Source organism: Nocardia sp. NPDC127526, from assembly GCF_042672265.1.
GTDB lineage: Bacteria > Actinomycetota > Actinomycetes > Mycobacteriales > Mycobacteriaceae > Nocardia.
In genome coordinates this window covers 22,121-38,146 of sequence record NZ_JBHXVO010000017.1, presented here as the reverse complement: position 1 = coordinate 38,146, position 16,026 = coordinate 22,121, and the positions used below count along the sequence as shown (strand labels likewise).

Annotated in this window: 9 protein-coding genes; 4 read left to right on the top strand and 5 right to left on the bottom strand. The window is 69.9% G+C overall.

Annotated features, from left to right (window positions below; translation table 11 throughout):
- Positions 1-261: 261 nt before the first annotated feature.
- From ACFVIV_RS24665 to ACFVIV_RS24655, 3 genes are all read left to right on the top strand, one after another.
- Positions 262-5,292, top strand: a complete 5,031-nt coding sequence (locus tag ACFVIV_RS24665; protein WP_379200090.1) for an ATP-dependent helicase — start codon at positions 262-264, stop codon at positions 5,290-5,292.
- 42 nt (positions 5,293-5,334) lie between these two features.
- Complete coding sequence (locus tag ACFVIV_RS24660) at positions 5,335-6,111, top strand: DNA-formamidopyrimidine glycosylase family protein (RefSeq protein WP_379200088.1); 777 nt, start codon at positions 5,335-5,337, stop codon at positions 6,109-6,111.
- Between the two features lie 100 nt (positions 6,112-6,211).
- Positions 6,212-6,790 carry a Uma2 family endonuclease gene (locus tag ACFVIV_RS24655; protein WP_379200086.1) on the top strand — a complete coding sequence of 193 codons (579 nt, stop codon included), beginning with the start codon at positions 6,212-6,214 and terminating at the stop codon, positions 6,788-6,790.
- A 12-nt stretch (positions 6,791-6,802) separates the two neighbouring features.
- On the opposite strand, the gene glpD is transcribed toward ACFVIV_RS24655, so the two are convergent.
- Positions 6,803-8,548, bottom strand: a complete 1,746-nt coding sequence (glpD, locus tag ACFVIV_RS24650; protein ID WP_379200084.1) for a glycerol-3-phosphate dehydrogenase — start codon at positions 8,546-8,548, stop codon at positions 6,803-6,805.
- A 176-nt stretch (positions 8,549-8,724) separates the two neighbouring features.
- Between glpD and glpK the strand changes: the two genes are divergently transcribed.
- The gene (gene glpK / locus ACFVIV_RS24645) at positions 8,725-10,221 is read left to right on the top strand and encodes a glycerol kinase GlpK (RefSeq protein WP_379200082.1); all 1,497 of its coding nucleotides are present in this window, start codon (positions 8,725-8,727) and stop codon (positions 10,219-10,221) included.
- A gap of 9 nt (positions 10,222-10,230) precedes the next feature.
- Here the strand turns inward: glpK and ACFVIV_RS24640 are convergent, their stop codons facing one another.
- From ACFVIV_RS24640 to ACFVIV_RS24625, 4 genes are all read right to left on the bottom strand, one after another.
- Complete coding sequence (locus tag ACFVIV_RS24640; RefSeq protein WP_379200080.1) at positions 10,231-11,424, bottom strand: PLP-dependent aminotransferase family protein; 1,194 nt, start codon at positions 11,422-11,424, stop codon at positions 10,231-10,233.
- Positions 11,425-11,571: 147 nt separating this feature from the next.
- Positions 11,572-13,098, bottom strand: a complete 1,527-nt coding sequence (locus tag ACFVIV_RS24635) for a hypothetical protein (protein WP_379200078.1) — start codon at positions 13,096-13,098, stop codon at positions 11,572-11,574.
- Between the two features lie 96 nt (positions 13,099-13,194).
- Complete coding sequence (locus tag ACFVIV_RS24630; RefSeq protein ID WP_379200076.1) at positions 13,195-14,286, bottom strand: hypothetical protein; 1,092 nt, start codon at positions 14,284-14,286, stop codon at positions 13,195-13,197.
- A 195-nt stretch (positions 14,287-14,481) separates the two neighbouring features.
- Positions 14,482-15,885, bottom strand: coding sequence for an NAD(P)H-quinone dehydrogenase (locus ACFVIV_RS24625; RefSeq protein WP_067544105.1), 1,404 nt, complete (start codon positions 15,883-15,885; stop codon positions 14,482-14,484).
- Positions 15,886-16,026: the final 141 nt, after the last annotated feature.

Below are 16,026 nucleotides of genomic sequence, written 5' to 3'. Positions count from 1 at the left end.
GAAGACTACGCGCGGCCGCTACGGGCGTATCTCGATTGCCCGACCTTCGCTCGGGCTCGTGACCCTGGCGCAGCTGAGCCAGCGCGCAGGCCGCTCGCCTCGCACCGGCGCGCTGCTCGCGCACCGGTGGCGCAAGTTCGCCGTCATGATCTTGTACGCCGCTGCGGGATAACCTCGCGCACCGGGGGATATCCGGTGCGCGGCGGTTCGCGGCGGCGGCGGGTGACCGCCGCTGTCGGTGGCCGGGTGCAGACTGGGGCCATGGATCGGTTCTCCCCCGCTACCCGGCAGTGGTTCGACGGTGCGTTCCCGGCGCCGACGGCCGCGCAGCTGGGGGCCTGGGAGGCCATTGCGGCCGGAGAGCACACGCTGGTCATCGCGCCGACCGGGTCGGGCAAGACGCTGTCGGCATTCCTGTGGGCCATCGACCGGCTGGCCACCCGGGAGTCCGTGGAGAAGCGGCGCAAGACCTCGGTGCTCTACATCTCGCCGTTGAAGGCGCTCGCGGTGGATGTGGAGCGGAATCTGCGGGCGCCGCTGGTCGGGGTGACGCAGACGGCCAAGCGGCTGGGGCTGCCGGCGCCGGAGATCAGCGTGGGCGTGCGGTCGGGCGATACCAGCGCGGCCGATCGGCGGCTGCTGCAGCGCACGCCGCCGGACATTCTGATCACCACGCCGGAATCGCTGTTCCTCATGCTCACCTCGGCGGCGCGGGAATCGCTGAGCGAGGTGCACACGGTGATCGTGGACGAGGTGCATGCCATCGCCGGGTCCAAACGCGGTGCGCACCTGGCGCTTTCCCTGGCCCGGCTGGACGCCGTGACGGAGGCGGCGGGCGGGCGGCCCGCTCAGCGCATCGGTTTGTCGGCGACGGTGCGGCCGCCGGAGCAGGTGGGGCGGTTCCTGGTCGGGAACGCGCCGATCACCATCGTGTCGCCGCCCGCGCCCAAGACCTTCGACCTGTCGGTGCGGGTGCCGGTGGCGGACATGACCGAACCCGATGCGGGCAACGAGGATTCCGATCAGCCCGGATCCATCTGGCCGCATGTGGACGAGGCCATCGTGGATCTGGTGCTCGAGCACCGGTCCTCCATTGTGTTCGCGAATTCGCGGCGGCTGGCCGAACGGCTCACCGCGCGCTTGAACGAGGCGTACGCGTCCCGGACCGGCGCGGCGGTGGAGACCGAGCACGCCCCGCCCGCCCTGCTCGGCGCGTCCACCGAGGTGATCCACGGCGCCGCCCCGCTGCTGGCCCGCGCCCACCACGGGTCGGTGAGCAAGGAGCAGCGCGCCATTATCGAGGACGATCTCAAGAGCGGCCGCCTGCGCTGCGTGGTGGCCACCAGCAGCCTCGAACTCGGCATCGATATGGGCGCGGTCGAATTGGTCGTCCAGGTGGAGGCCCCGCCGTCGGTGGCCAGCGGGCTACAGCGCGTCGGCCGCGCCGGGCACCAGGTCGGCGAGATCTCGCGCGGCGTCATCTTCCCCAAGCACCGCACCGATGTCATCCACTGCGCGGTCGCCTCCCAGCGCATGACCGCCGGGCAGATCGAGGAACTGAAGATCCCGGCCCACCCCCTCGACATCCTGGCGCAGCAGACCGTCGCCGCCTGCGCCCTGGAACCCATCGACGCCGAGTCCTGGTTCGACACCGTCCGCCGCACCGGAAGCTATGCGGCCCTGCCCCGTTCGGCCTACGACTCCGTCCTGGACCTGCTCTCCGGACGCTACCCCTCCGACGAATTCGCCGAACTCCGCCCGCGCATCGTCTGGGACCGCGACGCCGGAACCCTGACCGGGCGGCCGGGCGCGCAACGCCTGGCGGTGACCTCGGGCGGCGCTATCCCCGACCGCGGCCTGTTCCCCGTCTTCATGGTCGGCGAGAAAGCCTCCCGCGTAGGCGAACTCGACGAGGAGATGGTCTACGAGTCCCGCGTGGGCGATGTCTTCGCCCTGGGCGCGACCAGCTGGCGCATCGAGGAGATCACCTTCGACCGCGTCCTGGTCACCCCCGCCTTCGGACTGCCGGGCCGCCTGCCGTTCTGGCACGGTGACGGGCTGGGCCGCCCCGCCGAATTGGGCGCGGCCCTGGGCGAATTCGTGCGCATCGCCGGAAAGGCGGTGGAGCAGAGTCCGAGCGTCCGGACGGCGGTGGCCGGAGGCGGGAATGGCAGCGCGCCGGTGGATCTGGCGACGGCGCTGAGTGAATTTCTGCGTGGCTCCGAGCAGACGCCTGGGACGGACAGTGCCACAGCGCCTTCCACGGAGACGGGTGCCGGCACGCCACCGGAGGGCCGTACGACGACGAGCGCGAAGGGGGAGCGCACGAGTCGTGGGAGCGGCGGTAAGAAGTCCGCAGGCCGGACCGGTGCCGAGCCGGAGCTGGACGAGCTGGGTCGCGTCGCCGCCGCGGCCGGGCTGGACTCCAATGCGACGGCGAATCTGGTGTCGCTGCTGGAGGAGCAGCGGCAGGCGACGGGTCAGTTGCCCACGGACCGGACGCTTTTGGTGGAGCGGTTCCGGGATGAGCTCGGGGACTGGCGGCTGGTATTGCACTCCCCATACGGGTTGCCGGTGCATGCGCCGTGGGCCTTGGCGGTGGCGGCGCGCCTGCGGGAGCGGTTCGGGGTGGACGCCGCGCCGACGCCGTCGGATGACGGGATCGTGGTGCGGCTGCCCGACACCACGGATGATCCGCCGGGGGCGGAATTGTTCGTGTTCGAGCCGGATGAGATCGATGATCTGGTGACCGAACAGGTCGGCGGGTCGGCGCTTTTCGCGTCCCGGTTCCGGGAGTGCGCGGCGCGGGCACTGCTGTTGCCGCGGCGGGATCCCGGAAAACGCGCGCCGCTGTGGCAGCAGCGGCAGCGGTCGGCGCAGCTGCTGGATGTGGCGCGGAAGTTCCCGGAGTTCCCGATTCTGCTGGAGACCGTGCGCGAGTGCCTGCAGGACGTGTACGACCTGCCCTCGCTGCGCGACATTCTGGGGCGGGTGGCGCGCCGGCAGCTGCGGCTGGTGGAGGTGGAGACGGCCACGCCGTCGCCGTTCGCGAATTCGCTGCTGTTCGACTACATCGGGCAGTTCATGTACGAAGGCGACAGCCCGCTCGCCGAACGACGCGCCGCCGCACTGTCTTTGGACTCCAGCCTGCTGGCGGAGCTGCTCGGCCGGGTCGAGCTGCGCGAGCTGCTCGATGCCGCGGTGCTGGAGCAGACCGAACGGGAATTGCAGCGGCTGACTCCGGAGCGGCGGGCGCGGGATATGGAGGGACTGGCCGATCTGCTGCGCCTGCTCGGACCGATCACGGCCGAGGAAGCCGCCCTGCGCTGCGTGGACGATCCCCGTCAATGGTTCGCCGAACTGGTGAAATCCCATCGTGCCCTGGAAGTCTCGTTCGCGGGCTCGCGGTGGTGGGTGGCGATCGAGGATGCCTCCCGGCTCCGTGACGCCCTGGGCGTCCCACTCCCCATCGGCGTCCCCGCCGCCTTCATCGAACCGGTCGCCGACCCGCTCGGCGACCTCATCGCCCGCTACGCCCGCACCCACGGCCCCTTCACCCTCGACGCCGCGGCCGCCCGCTTCGGCCTCGGATCCGCCGTGGCCGCCACCGCCCTGCACCGCCTCGCCCTCGAAAAACGCGTGGTGGAAGGCGAATTCACCCCCGGCGCGGCCGGCGCCGAATGGTGCGACAACGAAGTGCTCCGCCGCCTCCGCCGCCGCTCCCTGGCCGCCGCCCGCAAGGAAGTCGAGCCGGTCGCCACCAGCGCGCTGGGCCGCTTCCTCCCCGCCTGGCAGCACATCGGCACCGGCGAACTCCGCGGCGTGGACGGCGTCGCCGCTGTCGTGGAACAGCTCGCGGGCGTGCCGATTCCGGCCTCCGCCTGGGAATCGCTCATCCTGCCCTCCCGGGTCCGCGACTACTCCCCCGCCATTCTCGACGAGCTCATGGCCACCGGCGAGGTCCTCTGGTCCGGCCACGGCTCCATTACCGCCAAAGACGGCTGGATCGCCCTGCACCCCGCCGAGCAAGCACCGCTGACTCTCACCCCGCCCGCCCACATCGACTTCACCGAAGCACAAATCAGCCTGCTCACGGCGATGGGCGCGACGGTGATCGGCGGCCCGGTGCGTCCACGCCCCGCCCTCGATTCCGACACCTCCAGCCTGCGCGGTGCAGTGGACGAGGCGCGCGATATCGCGGGCCGAGATAACGAGAACGGCTCCGGTGCAGCACTCGAAGGTGGCCTATCGGCGACCTCGCAGGCCCCGGACCGACGCGGGGACGGCCCGGCATACCAAGTGGTACCGAGTTCGGGTGGGGCCTACTTCTTCCGGCAATTGCTGGAGGCCGCCGGGGGCGACAACGAATCCGGTGTGCTCGCGGAGCTGTGGGAGCTGGTCTGGGCCGGGTATGTGGCCGGAGATACCTTCGCTCCGGTGCGGGCGCTGCTCTCCGGGACCACGCGCACCACTACGGCGCATCGCACGCCGCGCCGGGCTCCGCGCGGGCGGATGTATCTGCCCGGGGGCGGGGCTCCGGTGCGGACGAGTCCGCCGTCGGCCGCCGGGCGTTGGTCTTTGCTTCCGGAGCGGGTGGCGGACAATACGATTCGGGCGCATGCGACGGCTGATGTGCTGCTGGAGCGGTATGGGGTGCTGACCAGGGGGTCGGTGCAGAGTGAGGGGGTGCCGGGTGGGTTCGCGCTGATGTACCGGGTGCTCACCGAATTCGAGGATCGCGGCCGCTGCCGGCGCGGGTATTTCGTGGATTCGCTGGGCGGGGCGCAGTTCTCGACCACGGATGTGGTCGATCGACTACGGTCCTTCGACGTCGATCCATCCCGCGCGGGTGGGGGCCCTGACGGCTCCGGAGCAGGGTCCGGCCCCGTGCACCGCGGTCGGGTGCCGGGCGACAGTACCGCGCTGGCCTTGGCCGCCTGTGACCCCGCGAATCCCTATGGGGCCGCGCTACCTTGGCCGAAGGCCGCCGCCGAAGGGGCCGGGCATCGGCCGGGGCGCAAGGCGGGGGCGCTGGTGGTGCTGATGGAGGGTGAGCTGGCGTTGTATCTGGAGCGGGGTGGGAAGACGCTGCTGACGTTCACCGAGGATCCGGGGGTGCGGACGGCCGCGGCGACGGCGCTGGCAGGGCTGGTGCACGAGCGGCGGGTGGATTCGCTGGTGATCGATCGGGTGAACGGGGAATCGGTGCACGGCAATACTTTCGCCACCTTCCTCAGCGAGGCCGGCTTCGCCGCGACACCCAAGGGCTTCCGGCTGCGGGGCCGCCCGTGAGCCGCCGAGCGCCCGCGCGACCCGGCTCGTCCGGGGGATGCCGTGCCCGAGGGTGACACGGTATTTCTCGCCGCGGCCCGGCTGCGTGCCGCGCTGGCTGGGAAAGAGCTGGTGCGCAGTGACTTCCGGGTGCCGAAGTACGCGACGCTCGATCTGCGGGGCGAGCCGGTGGAGAGTGTCGGCAGCTATGGCAAGCATCTGTTCGTCCGTACCCCGGAGCTCAGCATTCACACCCACCTGAAGATGGAGGGCGAGTGGCGGGTCTACCAGCCGGGACAGCGGTGGACCAAGCCGGGATTCACCGCGCGGCTGGTGCTCGCCACCGCGGAGGCCGAGGCCGTGGGCTTCTCGCTCGGCACGGTGGAGGTGCTGCGTCGCGCGGACGAGCACCAGGCCACCGATCACCTCGGCCCGGACCTGCTCGGCCCGAATTGGGATGCGGCCGAAGCGGTCCGGCGACTGAGCGAGAAACCCGATCTGCCCATCGCATTGGCTCTGCTCGATCAGCGGAACCTGGCGGGGATCGGCAATATCTACCGCAGTGAGGTCTGCTATCTGCGACGCATCCACCCCGCGACTCCTGTGGGCGAAATCGCCGACCTGCCCGGCCTGGTCGACGAGGCGCATCGCGTCCTCACCCAGGCCGCGCACAAACCGCCCTGGCGGGCCCTGGCTTACGGGCGGCAGCGCCGGCCGTGTCAGCGCTGCGGCACCATCATCGTCGTCCATCTGATCGGCGATCCACAGACCTATCCAGCCCGCGCGGACCGCGGCATCTACTTCTGCCCCCGCTGCCAGCCGGCGCCGATCTCCCGCTGACCCGACTCGGTGGAATAGTTCCTGGACCAGCGAATACGGCGCGTCGTATGCCAGACTGGCCTAAGGTTCGTACGCGCGAAGAGAGGCAGCGGTGAATGTCGTGTCCTGGCCCGACCGTCTGTTGACCCTGAACGACTGGATCGCACTCCCGGAGGACAACAGCCGCTGGTACGAGCTTGTCGAGGGGGTCCTGGTCGTGTCTCCGCGGCCGGTTTCCAAGCACCAGCGCGCGGTGTGGCGGCTGGCCGCACAGCTCGAACCACAACTCCCAGCATCGCAAGGCGTACTCACCGAAGTCGAGCTCGTCATCGAGCCGGGAAGCCCGCCGACCGTCCGGGTGCCCGACGTGTTGGTGGGATCGGCCTCGGGTATCGAAGCGAATCTGCCGCGCTGGAAGCCGGCGGACGTGTCGCTCGTCGTCGAAATTCTCTCCGACGGCACCAAACGCACCGACCGCGTGACAAAGTTCGCCGAGTACGCCGAGGTCGGTATCGAACACTATTGGCTCATCGATTTGGATGAGCCGGTCAGCCTCACAGCTTTCCAGCTCGTCGATGAGCACTACGAGAGCGCCGGCGAGCACGCTGGACGGGCGGCCCTGACCCTGAGCGACAGTCGTGTCGTCCTCGACCTCCCGTCGCTGACCAGCGCGCGACCGGATCCAGGTGGGGATGCCTGACCTGTGCGCTGACTATTTGTCGATGGGCAGGTCCTCGCGGACCAGCACCTTGGCGCGGGCTTCCGGGGCTTCCAGGCGCAGCGCTTCGGCGGAGGCGTCGTCGGGCTGGGTCTGGGATTCGATCTCGGCCTTGACGCGGGCCTTGTAGGTGTCGACCTCGCGATCGACATCGGACTTGCTCCAGCCGAGCACGGGGGCAACGAGTTTGGCGACCTCGTCGGCGCAATCCACACCGCGGTGGGCGTATTCGATGGAGATGCGGGTGCGGCGGGCGAGGATGTCGTCGAGGTGCAGGGCGGCCTCGGCGGCGGCCGCATACACGACCTCCACGCGCAGATAGCCGGGTGAAGCCGTGATCGGTTCCAGCAGTTCGGGTTTGCCGTCGGCGAGACCGAGGACCTCATCGATGAGCGAGCCGTACCGGTTGAGCAGGTGCTGGATCCGGTACGGGTGGATGCCGTATTTCTCGGCCAGGTGCGGGGTCTGGTTCATGAGCGCGTAGTAGCCGTCCGCGCCGAGCAGCGGCACCTTCTCGGTGATCGTCGGCGAGACGCGACGCGGAATGTCCTGTGCCGCTTCGTCGACGGCGTCGTAGGCCATCACCCGGTAGGTGGTGTACTTGCCGCCGGCGATGGCGACCAGGCCGGGCGCGATGCGGGCCACGGCGTGCTCGCGCGAGAGCTTCGAGGTCTGATCGCTCTCCCCCGCCAGCAGCGGCCGCAGGCCCGCGTAGACGCCGGTGATGTCGGCGTGCGTGAGCGGGGTGACCAGCACCTTGTTGACGTGGTCGAGGATGTAGTCGATATCGGATTTGGTCGCCGCCGGATGGGCGAGGTCCAGATTCCAGTCGGTGTCGGTGGTGCCGATGATCCAGTGGTCGGTGCCCCACGAGATGACGAACAGCACGCTCTTCTCGGTGCGCAGAATGATCGAGGTATCGCTGGCGATGCGGTCGCGCGGCACCACAATGTGCACGCCCTTGGATGCTCGCACATGGAATCGCCCACGCTGTTTGGCCAGGGCTTGCAGCTCGTCGGTCCAGACGCCGGTGGCATTGATGACCACGCTGGCCCGGACCTCGGTGGTGCGGCCGTCCTCGCTGTCGTGCACCTTCACGCCGACCACACGGTCCGCCTCGCGCAGGAAGCCGATCACCTGGGTGGAGGTGCGGATGACCGCGCCGTAGTGGGCGGCGGTGCGGGCCACGGTCATGGTGTGGCGGGCGTCGTCGACCACGGTGTCGTAGTAGGTGAGGCCGCCGGTGAGCGCGTCGCGCTTCAGTCCGGGCGCCAGCCGCAGGGCCGCGGACCTGGTCAGATGATGCTGTCCGGGAACGGATTTGGCGCCGCCCATGGTGTCGTACATGAGCAGGCCGGTGGCCACGTAGGGCCGTTCCCAGCCGTAGTGGCTGAGCGGGTACAGGAAGCGCAGCGGCTTGACCAGATGCGGCGCCAGCGTGGACAGCGCCAGTTCGCGCTCCTTGAGGGCCTCGCGGACCAGCCCGAATTCCATCATCTCCAGGTAGCGCAGGCCGCCGTGGAACATCTTCGACGAGCGGCTGGAGGTGCCCGAGGCCAGGTCGCGGGCCTCCACCAGGGCGACTTCCAGGCCGCGGGTGGCCGCGTCGAGCGCGATGCCGGCGCCGACCACGCCGCCGCCGATCACCACCACGTCATAGTGCTCGCCGCCGAGCCTCTCCCAGGCAGCTTCGCGCTGCTCGGGGCCGAGAAACTGCGATCGCGGTTGCTGCTTCGTCATGCCCGACTCCTCCAGCCTTCGCCGCGGAGACGACGCGGCGTTCGTAATGATGACGCTCTGGTCGAAGCTCTCGTACTCGCAAGTAACCGTATCCGAGAGTAATCGCTCGCCGTGCGATGCGACGCGGGTGGTGTCATGGCGTCGTGCACGGGCCGCTGTCGAGTAGCGTGCTGAGAATGCGTCGCTATGTGGCCGCCATCGATCAGGGCACGACGTCGAGTCGGTGCATCATCTTCGATCAGCAGGGGTTGATAGTCGGAGTCGCGCAACGCGAGCACGAGCAGATCTTCCCGCAGCCCGGCTGGGTGGAGCACGATGCCGAAACCATCTGGCGCAATACCGAATCCGTGATCGCGGAGGTCTTGGACAAGCTCGGCATCGGCGCGGGCGACATCGCCGCCGCCGGCGTCACCAATCAGCGCGAGACCACGGTGGTGTGGGAACGCGCCACCGGCAAGCCGATTCACAATGCCATCGTCTGGCAGGACACCCGCACCGCCGATCTCACCGTCGAACTCGGCGGCTCCGAGGGCGCCACCCGCTATGCCGATCGCACCGGCCTGCCGCTGTCCACCTACTTCGCGGGTCCCAAGCTGCGCTGGATCCTGGACCGCGTCCCCGGCGCGCGGGAACGCGCCCTGGCCGGTGAGCTGTGCTTCGGCACCATCGACAGCTGGATCCTGTGGAATCTCACCGGCCAGCACCTCACCGACGTCACCAATGCCTCCCGCACCATGCTCATGGATCTGCGCTCCCTGCAATGGGATCCGCAGATCTGCGCCGATTTCGGCGTCCCCATGGCCATGCTCCCCACCATCCGCAGCTCGTCGGAGGTCTACGGCGAGATCACCACCACCGCCCTGGCGGGCGTGCCCATCGCCGGGATTCTCGGCGACCAGCAGGCGGCCACCTTCGGCCAGGCCTGCCTGTCACCCGGTGACACCAAGAACACTTACGGCACCGGCAATTTCATGCTCATGAACACCGGCACCACCCCGGTCTTCAGCGAGCACGGCCTGCTCACCACCGTCTGCTACCGCCTGGGCGACCAGCCCGCCGTCTACGCCCTCGAGGGTTCCATCGCGGTGACCGGCTCCCTCGTCCAATGGCTGCGCGACAACCTCGGCATGATCTCCTCCGCCGACGACATCGAACCTCTCGCCGATACCGTCCCCGACAACGGCGGCTGCTACATCGTCCCCGCCTTCTCCGGCCTGTTCGCCCCCCGCTGGCGCCCCGACGCCCGCGGCGTCTTCGCGGGCCTCACCCGCTTCGTCAACCGCGGCCACATAGCCCGAGCTGTCTTGGAAGCCACCGCATTCCAGACCCGAGAGGTCATCGACGCCATGCGCGCCGACTCCGCCGCTCAACAGCTCGACGTGGAAAAGGTGACCTTGAAGGTCGACGGCGGCATGGTCGTCAACGAGCTCCTCATGCAATTCCAGTCCGACATCCTCGACGCCCCCGTGGTCCGCCCGGTGGTCACCGAAACCACCGCCCTCGGCGCGGCCTACGCGGCGGGCCTGGCCGTCGGCTACTGGGCCTCCCCCGACGACATCCGCGCCAACTGGGCCGAGGACAAACGCTGGACGCCCACCATGTCCCCCACCGATCGCGACACCCTCATGCACGAGTGGAACAAGGCCGTCGAGCGCACCTACAACTGGGTCTAGCCGAGCAGGTCAGGCGTGCGCCGGGGCGGCGGCGTGGGCCTTGGCCAGGCGGTCGACGGCTTCGGCCAAGGTGGCTTCGTCGGAGGTGGTGAAGCACAGGCGCATGGAGTGGGTGTAGTCGGTGGAGACGGCGAAGGCGGAGCCGGGGACATAGGCGACGCCGGAGTCGAGGGCTTGCGGGAGTAGGGCTTTGGTGTCGGTGCCGTCGGTGAAGTCGACCCAGACGAACATGCCGCCGGCGGCATTGGTGCTGGTGACGCTGTCGCCGAAGCGGTCGCGGACGGCGGCGACCAGGGCGCGGGCGCGGGCGCCGTAGGCGGTGCGGACCGAATCGATATGGCTCGCTAGCCAGGTGGAGTCGGACAGCAGGTCGGCGGCGATCTGCTGGGTGAGGGCGGAACCGCAGAGGTCGGCGCCCTGCTTGAGCAGCTCGACGGCGCGACAGACTCGAGTGGGGGCGATCATCCAGCCGACGCGGAGGGTGGGCGCGAGGGTTTTGGAGGCGCTGGAGAGGCGAATCACGTTGGGCGAGTAGGTTGCGACCGGGAACGGGGACGGACGGTCGAACCAGAGTTCGCCGTAGGGGTCGTCCTCGATGACCCAGAAGCCGAATTCCTCTGCCAGCGCGGCCAATTCCTGACGGCGCGGGGGGCTCATGGTGACGCCGCCGGGGTTGTGGAAGTTGCTCACGGTGTGGACGACGGCGGGGCGTTCGCCCGCGGCCAGGAGTTCGCGCAGGGCGTCGGTGCGCATGCCCTCGGAATCCAGTGGGACGGCGATGATTCGGGCGCCGGCGGCGCGGAAGACCTGGAGGGCGCCGACATACGCCGGATCCTCCACGACGACCAGGGCGCCCGGGTCGAGCAGGACCTCCGATAGCAGGGACAGGGCCTGCTGGGAGCCGTGGGTGATGAAGACCTCGTCGACGGGGATGGCGCGGCCCATGCGGCCGGATTCGCGCTTGGCGACGACCTCGCGCAGGGGACCCCAGCCGGGCGACTCGGTGTACTGCAGCCGGGAGCGGTCGGCGAGTGCGGCCTCGGCGGCCTGCGCGATGCGATCGCGGGGCATGAGCTCGGCGTCGGGGAGGCCACCGGCCAGGCTGATGATGTCCGCGCGCGCGGTGAGCTTGAGCAGGTCGCGGATGGCGGAGCTCTGCAGGCCGTCGAGCCGTGAGGACAGCGGCGGGGTGAGCGCGGACATCAAAACACCTCCGTGGGAACGCCGGGGTATGCGAAAACCCAGCCTGTCACAATCCGACCAGAATATGAAATTCCTTTCTCACATTCTGGGAAGGCATGGGTTCAAGGCCGGGCCCCCGAACCCCGACCGGCCGCGACGCGACGGCGTCTAGTCGATGGCGAAGATCAGGTTCTTGCCGTCGCGGTTCACGGTGGTGATGTGCTGGCGGTACACCGTGGTGGTGCCGTCGGGGCGATGCTCGGTGAGGTCGGCGTCGTAGATCGCCGGGGCGACCTCGACAATGCGCAGGCAGTAGGTGGTGCCCACCGGGATCACGTCATTGATGGCCTGCTGGATGACCTCGGCCGGGGAGACGTTCGCGGCGTCGGGCGCGACGAAGGACCGCGCCTTCTCGCCATTGCGGTCGGCGTAGAAGGCGTGCTGGAACCCCAGAATGGCGTCGGCGCCGGACGCCGTGCTGCCCTCGCCGTTGCCGATGGTCAGATTGCCCTCGCGCTTGGTCGGGCAGCTCAGGGCCGCGGCGGTGGGCGCGGTGGTGGTCACGGACTTGCCGGTGGTGGTCGCCACCGCCTGCGCCGGCTCGTCGTCACCGCCGCCGCGGGTGACGGCCACGATCACCGCGCCGAGGATGGCGAGCACCACGACCACCGCCGCCCCGCCGATGGCAATGCGGCCCCACGGCGGTTTGGCCGACGGCTCGCGTTCGGGCGGAGCGGATTTCGGGGCCAGCCGCTTGGCGATCGGATCATCGGCCCACGACAGCGATTCCCCTTGCGTCGTCACGGGTTCCGGCGGCGGGGTGGGCGGGAACCCCGCCTCGGTGGTCCGCCACCAGGAGGCCGGTGCGCCATTGCGCGCGCCCTCGGATGCGGCCGCCGTACTGGACGGTGCGTTATTCACGGCTGATTGCGACGCTGACGGGTCAGCTGGCGTCTTCCGGGCCGAAGTCGGCGTCGCTGCGCTCGACGGCGCAGCGGGCGGCACAGCCGCGCTACCGGTTCCGGTATAGCGGGTCGTCTGATCGGGATCCCCGAAAACGCCTGCGCCCGGGGCATACCCGGACGGGGCGTAGCGGGTCGTCTCCTCCGGACCGCCGAAAACCCCCGGCCCCGCAGCGTATCCGGACGCACCCGCGGCGGCGGCCCCGGTGACGCGGGTCGTTTCGTCGGCGTCGCCGAAAACTCCTGGCCCCGAGGCATATCCGGACGCGTCAGCATCGGCCGCCCCGGTGGTGCGCGCGGTCTGGTCGGCGTCGCCGAAAACTCCCGGCCCGGGCTCATATCCGGACGCGCTCGCCGCGGAAGGCGCGGCGGCCGAAGGCTTTCCGGCCCCGTCGGCGGCCGGTTCGCCCGCCGGACCGCTCTGCACCGGGAACTGCCCGGTCGCCGGCGGAGTCCACGATTCCGGCACCGGGTACTGCCCGGTCGGCGGTCCGGCGTCCGCGGGCCGCCAGGCGAGGTCGGGGCTCGCGGGCGGCGGTGCGGGCGACCAGCCGGGACCGTTCTCGGGCGTGGGCCCGAAATCGTTCAGCGACGGACCGAAGTCATTGAGGGACGGGCCGAACTCCGAGTCGGGCGCGGCGGCCGGCGGGGTGGATGCGGTGAGCGGCGGACCGAACTCACCGGCCGCGGATTCCGGTTCCGGTCGCGCGGGATCGTCCTTTCCGGAAACCATCACCCGTCCTTTCGCCACACACTCGTGGGGCGGTCGCTCCCGACCGCCCCACGCGACGACTCAACTCCTGCCGGCACCGTATTCGGGCCGTGCTCGTCAGTACTGGACCGAACCGCCCACCTGCGTGGTCACCCCGCCGAGGTCGACCGTCTGCGCGGGGTGTTCGCCCGCCGGAAGCCTACCAATCTGCGCGGCCGCCTCCAGGATGGTGGCGCCGCCGGGCAGCAGGCGGATGAAGTTCTCGGTGTCCGCCTTGACCGCGTTCACCACGGCGGTGTCGAGCACGAACTCCAGCTGCCGGTCGTCACCCTCGCCGACGCGGGTGTAGGCGGTCACCTTGATCTGGTTGATCGTGGTGAAGTCCAGCGCCATACCGGCCTCGCCGATACCGCCCGGGGTGGTGTAGCCGATGGTGCCGACGTACCCGTCCAGGTTGCTGAAGTGGTGGGTGTTGGCCGCGACGCCGGGCAGCAGGGTGCCGCCGTCGAGGCTGGCGCCGATCTCGGTGTGCGGGCCGGTCATCTCGACCACGGGCGCGGCGGGGGCGGTCTCGATGACCGGGGCCTGCCAGCGCGGCTGGGTCTCGACGGTCTGGTCGTCGGTCAGCGTGTTGATGACCGCGTCCGGCTCCTCCGGCTTGGTCTGATCGTCGACCGTGGTTCCGGGAGTGGTGGTCTCCGGCTTCGGCACGCTCGGCTGGGTGGTGCCCGGCTGCTGCGGCTTGTTCTCGGTCTCCCCCGCGGGCACGGCCTCGCCCGGGGTGGTCTGCCCCGGCACGGTCTGGCCCGGCACCGGCAGCGGCGCGACGCGCGGCACGCTCACACCCGGCTGCGAAGGCTTGGCGTCCGGTCCGACACCGGCCGGCTGCACCTGCTCCTCCTCCGGCACGGCGGGATCCTCGCCGGCGGGCTGGGTGGTGTCCGGCTTGGGCGAGCCCGGAGTGGTGACGCCGGGCTGGCTCGGCTGCGGCTTGACCTGCTCCGGCTTGCCGTTGCCGGTGGAACCGGCCTGCTCCGGCGCCGGATTGTCGTCGGTGGTGCCGGGCTGCTGTTCGGGGGCAGCCGGCACGGCGCCCGGATCGGCGGGAGCGGCGTTCGCGGGGGTGGCCAGCAGGCTCACCGCGACGACCGCGGTGGCCAGCGGCAGGGAGGTACTCGCCTTGATCCGACTCGGCTTGCGGTGCTTCACTTTTCGCTCAATTCCTTCGTCCCTCATCAGGCACGATCGAACTGTAGGCGAGCGAGGGGTTTCGAGGGACCGGAATCGACTCCCCCGCTACGTCACTCGCGATCGCCCGACCGATCGCTTCCGCGCCGAAGTGAATCACAAGGTTCGCGAACCAGCAAGGCGAGCCGGATCACATCACGTCAAACGGTATGGCTATCAGTCGAGATCGTCGTGCCGCATGAGCTGACGGGCCGCCTCGGTGACCGATCCGGTGAGCGACGGATACACCGAGAAGGTCTGCGCCAGATCGTTCACGGTCAGATTGTTCTGCACCGCAAGGGCGATCGGCAGGATCAGCTCGGAAGCGATGGGCGCCACCACGACTCCGCCGACCACCACACCGGTGGCGGGGCGGCAGAAGATCTTCACGAAACCGCGGCGCAGGCCCGACATCTTGGCCCGCGGATTGGTGTTCAGCGGCAGCATGACCGTGCGGGCCGGGACCTCGCCATTGTCGATGGCGGTCTGGCTGACGCCGACGGTGGCGATCTCCGGGCGCGTGAACACGGCGGAGGCAACGGTTTTCAGGCGAATCGGCTGCACGCCCTGGCCGAGCGCGTGATACATGGCGATGCGGCCCTGCATGGCGGCCACCGAGGCCAGCGGCAGCAGGCCGGTGCAGTCGCCCGCGGCGTACACGCCGGGCGCGGTGGTGCGCGAGACGCGGTCCACGCGCAGGTAGCCGCCCTTGTCGAGTTCGATGCCCAGCCGCTCCAAGCCCAGCTTGTCGGTGTTGGGAATCGAGCCGACCGTCATGAGGGCGTGCGTGCCGGTCACATTGCGGCCGTCGGACAGCTTCACCACGATGCCGTCGGCGGTGCGCTCCACCGCATCGGCGCGCGCGTGCTTGACCAGTTCCACGCCGCGCTCGGCGAGGGCCTCCTCGAGCACCAGCGCGGCGTCGGCGTCCTCGCCCGGCAGCACCCGGTCGCGGCTGGAGACGAGCTTCACCTTCACGCCCATCTCGGTATAAGCGGAGACGAATTCGGCGCCGGTCACACCGGAACCGACCACCACCAGGGTCTCGGGCAGTTCCTTGAGGTCGTAGAGCTGGCGCCAGTTGAGAATGCGGTCGCCGTCCGGTTCGGCGCCGGGCAGCACGCGCGGGCTGGCGCCGGTGGCGATGAGCACCACCTCGGCCTCGATGAGCCGCTGCTGGCCGTCGGCCAGGGTCGCCTTCACCAGGTGCGTGGCCAGGCCGGGCGCCTGGTCGATGAGCTCGCCGTACCCGGCCAGCACCTCGACGCCGGCCTGCTGCAGCTTCACCTTGATATCCGAGGACTGCGCCTGCGCGAGCGCCTTCACGCGCGAGTTCACCTCGGCCAGCCGCACCTGCGCCTGCGACGGATGCACCGTGATGCCCAGGTCCCGGGCTCGCCGCAGATCCGTGCGCACGCCCGTGGAGGCGATGAATGTCTTCGACGGCACGCAATCCCACAGCACGCACGCGCCGCCGATGCCGTCACTGTCGATCAGCGTGACCGGTGCGCCGTGCTGTGCCGCCACCAGCGCGGCCTCATATCCGGCGGGCCCGCCACCGATGATCGCAATGCGGGTCATTGTCCCTCCGCTTCTGCCTCGGCACGCGGGATCTCCGGTGCCGCTCTACTACGTTATCCGTCGGCGTCCGCACAGCTACGACCGCATGCGTAGCCTGCTTCGTCACAATTCGAGCGCATGCGAGTGCGCCTCGCGTCACAC

Excerpts from the sequence above, each read along its gene's own strand:
- ACFVIV_RS24665 (WP_379200090.1), top strand. The coding sequence starts at position 262 with ATGGATCGGTTCTCCCCCGCTACCCGGCAGTGGTTCGACGGTGCGTTC.
- glpD (WP_379200084.1), bottom strand. The coding sequence starts at position 8,548 with ATGACGAAGCAGCAACCGCGATCGCAGTTTCTCGGCCCCGAGCAGCGC.
- glpK (WP_379200082.1), top strand. The coding sequence starts at position 8,725 with ATGCGTCGCTATGTGGCCGCCATCGATCAGGGCACGACGTCGAGTCGG.
- ACFVIV_RS24640 (WP_379200080.1), bottom strand. The coding sequence starts at position 11,424 with ATGTCCGCGCTCACCCCGCCGCTGTCCTCACGGCTCGACGGCCTGCAG.
- ACFVIV_RS24635 (WP_379200078.1), bottom strand. The coding sequence starts at position 13,098 with ATGGTTTCCGGAAAGGACGATCCCGCGCGACCGGAACCGGAATCCGCG.
- ACFVIV_RS24625 (WP_067544105.1), bottom strand. The coding sequence starts at position 15,885 with ATGACCCGCATTGCGATCATCGGTGGCGGGCCCGCCGGATATGAGGCC.